Here is a 10479-nt window from a genome sequence, read left to right as displayed (position 1 = left end):
GGCGCGCCGGAGGCGGGCGGTGTCACGACACCGCGGGAGCGGTCACCACCGCGAGGGTGCCGTCGAGGTACGCCGCCCGGGTGGCGCGGCGCTGGATCTTCCCGCTGGACGTCTTGGGAATGGTGCCGGGTCCCACCAGGACGACGTCGCGCAGGGACAGGCCGTGGGCCTCGCCGACCGCGCTGCGGATCAGGTCGGTGATCTTCTCGGACTCGCCCGCGGTGTCCGGGGCGATCTCGGCTACCAGGACGGGCTGTTCGCCCTCCGCGCCGGTGTCCACGGAGAACGCGGCGGTGCAGCCGGGACGCAGGGCGGGGTGCGCCAGTTCGGCGGTCAGCTCCAGGTCCTGGGGGTAGTGGTTGCGGCCGTCGATGACGATGAGGTCCTTCAGTCGGCCGGTGACGAAGAGTTCGCCGTCGCGCAGCAGGCCGAGGTCACCCGTGCGCATGAACCGTCCTTCACGGTCGGGGAGTTGGGCGCGGAAGGTCTCACGGGTGGCGAGCGCGTTGCGCCAGTAGCCCTTGGCGACACTCGCTCCGCCCACCCAGATCTCCCCGACCTCGCCCTCGGCCAGCTCCTCCTGCCGCTCGGGGTCGACGATCGCCAGGGTCACGCCGGGCCCGGGCCGGCCGCAGCCGACGGCGGCCGCGTCGGCCTCGCCGGCGTTCGGGGCTCCGTCGGCGGCGGCGAGCAGCGTCGGCGGGGTGTCCACGGTGCCGCCGGTGACCATCAGGGTGGCCTCGGCCAGGCCGTAGCAGGGGTAGAGGGCCTCACGCCGGAATCCGGCGGGGCGGAAGGTGTCGGCGAAGCGGCGCAGGGTGGCCGCGCGCACCGGCTCGGCCCCGTTGAAGGCGACCTTCCAGGAGCTGAGGTCGAGACCGTCGAGCAGGTCCGGGTCGGCGTGCTTCAGGCACAGCTCGTAGGCGAAGTTGGGGCCGCCGCTGGTGTGCGGGCGGTACCGGCTGACCGCGGTGAGCCAGCGGTCCGGCCGCTGCAGGAAGTGCAGGGGTGAGAAGAGGGTGGCGGTGACGCCGAGGTACACGGTGTTCAGGACCGGGCCGATGAGCCCCATGTCGTGGTAGACCGGCAGCCAGCTGACGAACATCTCGTGGCCGTGCTCGGCGATGGCCCCCGGCGTGTGGCCCATGCGCTCGGTGATGACCCGCTCGTTGTCCAGCAGGTTGCCGTGGGTGACCGCGACACCGCGCGGGGCCGAGGTGGATCCGGAGGTGTACTGGAGGAACGCGACGGAGTCCGCGGTGAGTTCGGGTTCCCGCCAGGCGGCCGCCGCGTCGTCGGGGATGTCCTCGGTGGCGACGCGGGCGATGCCGTCGAGTTCGGGCAGGTGCTCGGCCATGCCGTCGAGCGCGGCGATCACGTCGCGGCCGCCGAGGATCACCTTGGCGTCGGCGTCCGCCACGAGGCGCTTCATCCGGACCAGCGCGCGGTGGTTCTGCGAGCGGCCCTGCGGGGGCACGCCCGGCACGGCGACCACACCGGCCGACAGGCAGCCCAGGTAGGCGCAGACGAACTCCAGGCCGGGCGGGTACAGCAGCATGGCGCGCGAGCCCGCCAGCCCGCGTTCCTGCAGCCAGGCGGCGACGGCCCGGGAGCGGGTGGCCAGCCGGTCGTAGGTGAGTTCCTGGATCTCTCCGTCGCAGTCACCGGTGGCGAGATGGCGGTACGCGGTGCGCTCGGGATGGTTCGAGGCGTGCGCGGTCAGTAATTCGACCAGGGAACGTGCCATGGGACGAGTCTCACCTGTCTGAAGAGGTGGGCGCGGAAGGGGCGTTCGAGGACCGGACCGGGCGGGCGGGTCGACGGTCACGGCCAACCCGGCGTCCTTGCCGGGTCGTTGAAGTCGGCCCCCGATCGAGGAGCCGCGCGTCGGACAGCTGCGTGTGATCCCCCCAGCAGCGACTTCCTACCGACGAGTAGCACCATAGCAACTCCGTTCGGCCGGTCGACCGAACGAATGTAAACGGTACGTGACCAAAGGAGTTGGACCAGCACTCACCCAGCGCATGCGATCTACGACACAGTGCGGTCGCTCGCCCTCCGTGCCCCGAATGCCGGACAGGTGAATCCGCCCTATCGTTCTGTCATGGAGCACGCACTCAGTCCCGCAACCCTCGCCGAACTGCGGCGCCCGCGTCCCTACCCGGCGGTGTCCGTGCTGACACCGACTCACCGCCGTGAACCCGAGAACGGCCAGGATCCGGTCCGCCTGCGCAATGTGGTGGCCGAGGCCAGGAAGCGGTTGGAAGCCGATCCCGCGGTCACCCGGGAGCGACGCGCCGAGGTCGTGGCACAGCTCGACCGTGCCCTGACGGAAGTGGACCTCGCCCACGTCGAGGACGGCCTGGTGATCTTCGCCGCCCCGGGCGAGCACCAGGTCTGGTCCCTGTCCCGCACCGTCCCCGAGCGGGTGGTCCTCTCGGACACCTTCCTCACCCGCAACCTGGTCTCCGCGCACGCCGCCGAGCACCCCTTCTGGGTGCTGACGGTCTCCGCCGACCGCATTTCCCTGTGGAGCGGCAGCACCGAGGGGGTGGTCGAGGACCGCTCCGGCGGCTTCCCGCTCGTCCGCAGCCGCGAGAACTTCGACGCCGAGCGCCAGCAACGCATCGGCGACCTGCCGAGCACCTTCCGTGACGAGGGGACGCGCCAGTTCCTGCGCGAGGCGGACACCGCCATGAGCACGGTCCTGCGCGACCAGCCCCGCCGGCTCTACGTCACCGGCGAGCAGGCGGCGCTCTCGCTGCTGGACGAGGTCGGCAGCTCCGCCAAGGCCGCCGTCCACGTGGGGCACGGCGGGCTCGCCCACGCCGGCGCCGAGTCCGTGTGGCAGGCCATCCGCCCGGTCCTCGAGGCGGAGGCGCGAAGAGACACCGCCACCGTGGTCAGGGAGCTGACGTCGGCGCGCGGCCACCGCACGTACGCGGCCGGGCTGGACGAGCTGTGGCAGAGCGCCCGGGACGGCCGCGTCCGGCTGCTGGCGGTGGAGGAGAACTTCCGGGTGACCGTCCGCGACCTGGGCGACCACCTCGTTCCCGCCGAGCTCGGCGATCTGGACGCCCGCGACGACATCGTGGACGAGATCGTCGAGCAGTGTCTGGAGACCGGCGCCGACGTCCGCTTCGTCCCCGACGGAACCCTGGGCGACGCCGACGGCATCGCGGGAGTGCTGCGCTACTGAGGCACTCCCCCGGCAGCGCTCCCTGACCGACGTACGCTACGAAGTGATCGTCGGCGAGAGGGAGCGCGCGCATGGGTGACCTGTTGGGTGTGGCCGTACTGGGTGCCGGACACATGGGCGCCGACCACATACGACGACTCGACGAGGCGGTGAGCGGCGCGAGGGTGGCCGCCGTCGCCGACCCCGACGTCGAACGGGCGAAGGCGGCGGTGGCCGGCCTGGACGGCGTCGCCGTGCACACGGACCCGACGGCCGCGCTCGACGCGCCGGACGTGGCGGCCGTGCTGATCGCCTCGCCCGGCCCCGCGCACGAGGAGGCGCTGCTCGCCGCCTTCGAGCGCGGTCTGCCCGTGCTGTGCGAGAAGCCCATGGTGCCGGACTCCACGGGTGCCCTGCGGGTGGTGGAGGCCGAGGCCCGGCTCGGCCGGCGGCTGGCGCAGATCGGCTTCATGCGGCGCTACGACACCGAGTACCGGCGGCTGAAGTCCCTGCTGGACGGGGGCGGCCTCGGGCGCCCGCTGATGCTGCACTGCACCCACCGCAACGTCTCCTCCCCCGGTCACTTCACCAGCGCCATGCTGATCAACAGCTCCGTCTCGCACGAGATCGACGCCGCCCGCTGGCTGCTCGGGCAGGAGCTGACGGCGGTCACGGTGCTGCGTCCGGCGTCCTCGGCGGGCGCTCCGCAGGGCCTGGCCGATCCGCAGTTCGTGCTCTTCGAGACCGAGCGCGGCGCCCTGGTCGACGTGGAGGTCTTCGTCAACTGCGGCTTCGGCTACCAGGTGCGCTGCGAGGCCGTGTGCGAGTCGGGCAGTGCGAGGATCGGCGACGAGCACACCATGGTGGTCACCACCCGGGGCGGCGCCGCCGAGGAGGTGGCGCAGGACTACCTCGTCCGGTTCGCCGACGCCTACGACCGCGAGGTGCAGGCGTGGGTCGACGCCACCCGGCGCGGCGAGGTCACCGGGCCGAGCGTCTGGGACGGCTACGCGGCCTCCGTCGTCGCCGAGGCCGGGGTCCGGGCGCTGGAGACCGGGGGCCGCGTCGCCGTCGGTCTGGCCCCGCGCCCGGACCTGTACGCGGAGCTCAGCCGCTGACGCTCGCGGCGCCCGTCTCCAGGTGGCCGGTGAACCGGCGCGACCAGGTGGCGTCGGAGTCGACGGCCACCGTGAAGTCGTACCAGCCGTTCTGGTACGCGACGGCGTTGAAGAAGTCCTCCGCCGAGGTGCCCGCGGCGACGGTGTAGGTCCAGGGGCCGTCGCCGCGGTAGTGGTTGGAGGTGATGGTGAACTTCACCGCCGACGAACCCGAGTTGGTCATCTTGAAGTAGATCGCGAGCTTGCCCGTGCCGGGCTCCACGGCGTAGCGGGTGCTCACCTCCGCCGACCTGCCCTCCTTGGTGGCGTCGCCCTGGAAGCGGCGCAGGAAGCGGTTGGGGCCGACCATGGTCAGGTCGTACTTGCCGTTGCCGTAGCCGGTGCCGATGTTGAAGGAGTCGGACGCGGTGCCGGCCGGGTCGACGGTGTACTGCCAGGGTGTGGTGTCGCGGTAGGCGTTGGGGTGGATCGAGAAGTGTGCCGCCCTGGCCGCCGGGCCGCCCTGGTTGGTCATGGTGAACCAGGCGAGGATCTTCCCGGCGGACCCGAACTCCAGGTGGTCAAGGTAGCCGCCCGGCTGGTAGGGCAGCGCGCGGGCCGGGCGGGTGCCGGGCTCCTGGACGGGCAGGGCGTTGTTCGTCGGCACGGGGTTGGGCAGCGGGCCGCAGGTGTTCATGCCGATGACGCTCGTCGCGGGCAGCGCGAGGGAGCCGTGGACCGGGTTGGCGAAGTCGAAGACGCCGGTCAGGTCGCCGCTCACCTTGCGCCGCCAGGCGCTGATGTTGGGACAGTCGGCGGGCTTGCCCAGGGCAGCCGTCCAGGTCTCCAGGAAGCGCAGCACCGAGGTGTGCTCGAAGACCTCCGAGGAGACCCAGCCGCCGCGCGTCCAGGGCGAGACGACGATCATCGGGACGCGGAAGCCGAAGCCGTACGGCACGCCGTTCAGGAACTCCCCGGCCGTACCGGCGGGCGGGACCGGCGGCGGGACGTGGTCGAAGCAGCCGTCGTTCTCGTCGTAGTTCAGGAACAGGACCGTCGAGTCGAAGACGTCCGCGTCCGCGGCGAGGGCCTGGTAGACCAGGCTGACGAAATGGGCGCCGTCGCCGGGCGGGGCGTACGGGTGCTCGGAGAAGGCCTGGTTGGGGACCACCCAGGAGACCTGCGGGAGGGTGCCCGCGAGGACGTCGGCCTTGATGGCGGCGGCGATGTCGTCCGGCGTCGAGCCGGTGACCTTCGGGACGGAGGACATGCCCCGGTCGTGGAGCGGGTCGCCCGCCTTGGCGTTCGCGAAGTTCTTGAAGTAGGCGCAGCCGTTGTCGCCGTAGTTGTCCGCCGCGTTCTGGTAGACCTTCCAGGTCACTCCGGCGGCCTGCAGGGACTCGGCGTAGTTCTGCCAGGTGAGGCCGGACTCGTCGCCGCCGTCGTAGCTGGTGGAGTCGACCTTGCCGCTCCACAGGTAGGTGCGGTTGGGGCCGGTGGCACTCAGGGCGGAGCAGAAGTAGGCGTCGCAGACCGTGTAGTTGTCGGCGAGCGCGTAGTGGAAGGGGATGTCGGATCGGTCGAGGTAGCCGAGCGAGCGGACGTTGCCGACGCCCGCGACCCAGTTGTCCAGCCGGCCCCTGTTCCACGCGGAGTGCTGGGAGGACCAGGAATGCGGCAGGTCGCCGTTGCACTGGGCGAGGGTCTCGCCGTCCTTGCCGCCGGCGGACGGCGTGGCGCTGAGCTTCCACGGGTACTGGCGGCCGGTCCCGTTCGGCTGGTCGAAGACGGGGTGGCCGCCGCTCAGGGTGATGCCGCTGCGGTCGTCGAAGCCGCGGACGCCCTTCAGGCGCCCGAAGTAGTGGTCGAAGCTGCGGTTCTCCTGCATGAGGACGACCACGTGCTTCACGTCCTTGATCGTGCCGGTCGCCGCGGTCCCGGCCGCGGCCGCCGTGCGGGCGTTCGCGCCGCCCAGCGCCACGCCCGCCGCCACGGAAGCGCCGAGCCCCACGAAGCCTCTTCGGCTGATCGGTGTCATTCGCCCCGCCCTCGTCAGCGGAGTGCCCCTGCGGCACACCGCGCGCCAGGGTGCACGCGGTGGTCGTCGGGGTCCATACACACGCGGTGAGGCACGGGTGAACAGCAGCCTAAGTCGCCGCCCCCAGGGGCGGATCCCTCTCACACGCCGCCGAACAGGGCGCTCAGTCCCCGTTCCACGACCGCCCCGACGTCCTCCTGTCCGGCCGGCACCAGGGCGTAGCTGTGCAGCAGGAAGCGGCGCAGCGCCGAGGTCGGGAACTGGAGCAGCGCGAGGCCGCACGGCGAATGGAGTTCGAAGACCGTCCGGGTGCGGCCGTACGGCCAGATCTGCACGTCCCCGTGGCCGGCCGGGGCCCGCAGGCCCTGGTCCAGCAGGGAGCGTGCGAAGGTCCAGGTGACCGCGTCGCCGTCCAGGGTGGCCTCGGGCGGGAAGTCCACGAAGACGGCCAGCGGATCGTCCGCCGCGTAGCGCAGGACGGCGGACACCGGGACCTCCTCGTCCTCGGCTGTGATGAGACGGGCATGGGCGGGCTGCTCGATGATGACGTCCATGCCATTAAGGAGTCGGCGGGAGCCGTTCCCAGGACGCCAATTCCGGACAGAGTTGGTGCGCGTCGACAGGTCGGCGCATCATGGAACACCAGAGCGTCGAACAAGCGCCTGAGCGCTACGCCGAAGCTTTCGACTCTCCGTCAAGTCTCGTAGTCCGTCTACGACTTGCGGCGCGTCACGCGTACGCGGTCCATACCCCCGGAACACGCCGGGAAGACTCTGGCATATGCCGGAAGCACCACCGTATCGTGTGTTGCCAAATCCCTTACAGGGCGTCGCGGGCTGTGCCACAGTCGTAGCGGTCCCTCCGTCCTCCCTGGCCGTACCGTCCCCCATCGGAGTGCGTCATGCCGTCCCCAGTCTCCGCGGACCGCTCAGCCGCCCAGCCGCCCGGTCGCGGCTCGGTCGAGGCCTTGATAACGCAGGCGCGACGACTCAAGGGCGACGTGGACGCGGTGCGGCGGGACACGCCCAGCGAGGGCTCGGACCCGGAGGAACGCTGGCAGCGAGCACTGTACGACCTCGCACTGCTCCAACTCGACGACCTGGACGGCCACTTGGCGCAACTGCGGGACGGCCCGGCACCCCTCCCGGTCCCGGAGCCCGCCGGCACCCCGGTGGTCCGGCCTGCATCGGCCGCCGCACTGCGCGGCTCGCTGCTCAGCCGGGTCGGCAGCGCGGAGTGGAACCTGCTCACGGACGAGGCGAGCTGGTCAGGGGAGCTGTACCAGATCCTGGGGCTCGACCCGTCGGCCCCCGCGCTCACCCTGGACGAGCTGCCCGCCCTGGTCCTCGCGGAGGACCGGCCGAAGCTGACCTCGATGGTGACGGACTGCCTGGTCGACGGCAGGCCGATCGACGGCGAGTTCCGCGTCGTACGGCCGGACGACTCCGTGCGGACCGTGCACATGATGGGCGAGCCCGTGCTCGGCGCCGACGGCGGCACCGCCTCGATGTGGGCCGTGCTCCGCGACGTCAGTGAACTGCGCCGCCACCGGCGGACCGTGCGCGAGACCCGTGACTCGCTGCAGCACCACCGGAGCCAGGCCCAGACCGAGCACCGGCTCGCGGTCGAGTTGCAGGAAGCCGTGCTGCCGCCATGGCGCGGCTCCCTGCGGCTCCCGCACCGCGGCCCGCAGACCCTCGACCTCGCCACCCACTATCTGCCGGCCACGACGAGCGCCCTGATCGGCGGCGACTGGTACGACGCGCTGGAGCTGTCCGACGGCGCGACGCTGCTCAGCGTCGGCGACCTCACCGGACACGGTGTCGCCGTCACCTCCGGCATGGCGATGCTGCTGGGTGCCGTGCGCGGCATGGCGATGGCAGGCAGCGAACCCGGCCAACTGCTGGCCATGCTCAACCAGTTACTCGACGCCACCGTGCAACCCGCCCTCGGCAGCGCCGTCTGCTGCCACTACCGGCCCGAGACCCGCACCCTGGCATGGGCGCAGGCAGGACACCCCGCCCCACTGCTGTACCGCGACGGGACGGGGCGCCCGCTGAGGGCACCGGACGGCGTCCTGCTCGGCGCCACCACGGGCGCCACCTACGGGCAGGCCGAAGTGACCCTGGAGCCCGGCGACCTCCTCCTGCTGCACACCGACGGGCTGGTGTCCGGGCACACCGGGACGACCGCCGTGGACCGCCTGCTCGACCTCGCCCCGCGCCTCGACGCGGCGCGCACCGCACAGGACTGCGTGCGGACGGTCGTGGAGGAGTTCGGCGGAGCCGGGCGCGAGGACGACGCCTGTGTACTCGTCGCCAAGGTCACCGCGTGAACTGACCTACGTCACCTGCCGAAGAACACAGCGCACGGGCCGCTACGCCTGTGCGCTGTCGTCGCGCCCTCCCCTCGGCTTCGGCAGGGCGAGCCTGATCTGCTCCCGCAGTTCGTGGATCTTCGGGTATTCGGCGTACTCCGCGGTGAGCCGGTACATCTGCCGCAACCGGTCCCAGGTACGGCGGGAGGAGTTCGAGCCCATCGACATCAGGGCCAGCCGTGCGTAACGGTCGGCCTGTTCCGGGTCGTCGGCGATGAAGCAGGCCGAGGCCATGGACAGATGGTCGAAGATCTTGGACCGCTCCCGTCCGTCGACGCGCAGGGCCAGGGCCTTCTCCGCGTAGTGCTGGGCGTGCGCGGCCGCACTCGGGTCGAACTCCGCCAGCGTGCGGTAGGCGAGGGCCTGCATGCCGTACAGATCCTCGTCCTTGAAGGTCTGCATCCAGTCCGGCGGTTCCGCGTCCTGCCGGTCGGAGACGAAGAGGTCCTCCGCCTGGCCGAGGGTGCGGCGCATCGCCTGGCTCTTGCCCATGGCCGCCTGCGCCCAGGCCTCGATGGTGTGGAACATCGCCTTCGTACGCGGCTGCAGGCGCTCCCCCGCACCGGACTGGGCGAGCTTCATCAGGTCCAGCGCGTCGTCGGGCCGGCCGAGGTGCACCATCTGACGGGCCGCCCGGGACAGGGCTTCCCCGGCGCGCGGCCGGTCACCGCCCTCTCTGGCGGCATGGGCGGCGATGACGAAGTACTTCTGGGCCGTGGGCTCCAGGCCGACGTCGTGCGACATCCAGCCCGCGAGGACGGCGAGGTTGGCGGCGACGCCCCACAGGCGCCGCTGGAGATGGGGTGGGTGGTGGTAGGCGAGCATGCCGCCCACCTCGTTGAGCTGGCCCACGACCGCCTTGCGCTGGAGCCCGCCGCCACGGGCGGCGTCCCAGGCGCGGAACACCTCGACCGAACGCTCCAGTTCCTCGATCTCCTGCGACCCGATGGGGGCGGCCTCGTAACGGTCGAACCCAGCGGGGTCGGCGTGCAGGGGGTCGTGGACGACAGGGGCGTCGGCCTTCAGGGTCGGGTCGGTGTGCAACCAGTCGTGCATGGCGCTGCTGAGTGTGGATCCCGCGGCGAGCGCGGCACCCGCGCCCACCAAGCCGCGTCGGTTGAGCATGAGGTCCATTCCCGTGAATTCGGTGAGGACCGCGGCGGTACGTTCGGGCGCCCATGGCACGTCGTCGGGATGTTCCTCGATCCCGTCGCCCTGCCGTTTCCCCGTACGCCCGTGCCGTACCAGACCGAGGTCCTCGATGGTCACGACACGGCCGAGACGCTCGGTGAACAGGGCCGCCAGCACCCGCGGCACGGGATCGCGCGGGATCTCTCCCGTGTCGATCCACCGCCGCACCCGGGAGGTGTCGGTCGACAGCTGGGGGTGGCCCATGGCCACCGCCTGCTTGTTGACCAGCCTCGCGAGTTCGCCCTTGGACCAGCCGGCCAGGCCGAACAGGTCCGCCAGGCGGGCGTTGGGTTGTCCGCTCACGTCAAGCCCCCAGGTTCTCGGCTGAGTTGACAGTAGCCCCGTGGAGGTTGCCGGGCGACTATTCGCCACGGTTCGCCAGGGTGCGCCAGATGGTGTGCCACTGGGCATCGGGTGTCGAGTAGGAACGCGCCACCCCGACCCGGTCGCCACTGGATATGACGGGCACATTCCCCAGGGTGTACCCGGGCGGCCGGGGCGGGTGGGCGTATGGACTCAGAACACGCTCTGGCACATGTGTTCCGGGCGTTGAGTCACAGGCAGGCACCGCAGGCACAGGAAGGGATCTGTATCTCCC

The 10479-nt window shown here is 71.5% G+C and carries 7 protein-coding genes; 3 read left to right on the top strand and 4 right to left on the bottom strand.

Translation table 11 applies throughout. The features are described from left to right. Window positions 1–22: 22 nt before the first annotated feature. The gene (locus AC07CM_RS10805) at window positions 23–1747 is read right to left on the bottom strand and encodes a fatty acyl-AMP ligase (RefSeq protein WP_478876004.1); all 1725 of its coding nucleotides are present in this window, start codon (window positions 1745–1747) and stop codon (window positions 23–25) included. Window positions 1748–2104: 357 nt separating this feature from the next. Here AC07CM_RS10805 and AC07CM_RS10800 point away from each other — a divergent pair, with 357 nt between their 5' ends. Together AC07CM_RS10800 and AC07CM_RS10795 are read left to right on the top strand one after the other, a co-directional pair. After that, window positions 2105–3199, top strand: a complete 1095-nt coding sequence (locus AC07CM_RS10800; RefSeq protein WP_478876003.1) for a baeRF3 domain-containing protein — start codon at window positions 2105–2107, stop codon at window positions 3197–3199. A gap of 71 nt (window positions 3200–3270) precedes the next feature. Next, a complete protein-coding gene (locus AC07CM_RS10795; RefSeq protein ID WP_478876002.1) occupies window positions 3271–4296 on the top strand; it encodes a Gfo/Idh/MocA family protein in 1026 nt (341 codons plus the stop codon). Here the strand turns inward: AC07CM_RS10795 and AC07CM_RS10790 are convergent. Together AC07CM_RS10790 and AC07CM_RS10785 are read right to left on the bottom strand one after the other, a co-directional pair. Beyond that, window positions 4286–6313, bottom strand: a complete 2028-nt coding sequence (locus AC07CM_RS10790) for a phosphocholine-specific phospholipase C (protein WP_478876001.1) — start codon at window positions 6311–6313, stop codon at window positions 4286–4288. The two genes, AC07CM_RS10795 and AC07CM_RS10790, sit on opposite strands and share 11 nt — an antisense overlap. Window positions 6314–6453: 140 nt before the next feature. Beyond that, the gene (locus tag AC07CM_RS10785; RefSeq protein ID WP_478876000.1) at window positions 6454–6867 is read right to left on the bottom strand and encodes an SsgA family sporulation/cell division regulator; all 414 of its coding nucleotides are present in this window, start codon (window positions 6865–6867) and stop codon (window positions 6454–6456) included. Window positions 6868–7214: 347 nt separating this feature from the next. Between AC07CM_RS10785 and AC07CM_RS10780 the strand changes: the two genes are divergently transcribed. Continuing rightward, on the top strand, window positions 7215–8648 hold the full coding sequence (locus tag AC07CM_RS10780; protein WP_478875999.1) for a PP2C family protein-serine/threonine phosphatase: 1434 nt from the start codon (window positions 7215–7217) through the stop codon (window positions 8646–8648). A gap of 42 nt (window positions 8649–8690) precedes the next feature. Here AC07CM_RS10780 and AC07CM_RS10775 read toward each other — a convergent pair whose 3' ends face one another. Further along, the gene (locus tag AC07CM_RS10775) at window positions 8691–10184 is read right to left on the bottom strand and encodes a DNA-binding protein NsdB (protein WP_478875998.1); all 1494 of its coding nucleotides are present in this window, start codon (window positions 10182–10184) and stop codon (window positions 8691–8693) included. Window positions 10185–10479 lie beyond the last annotated feature (295 nt).

The organism is Streptomyces sp. NPDC044061 (genome assembly GCF_056434305.1).
Note: the sequence above shows the minus strand (reverse complement) of the source record. Positions and strands in the feature narration are given on the sequence as shown.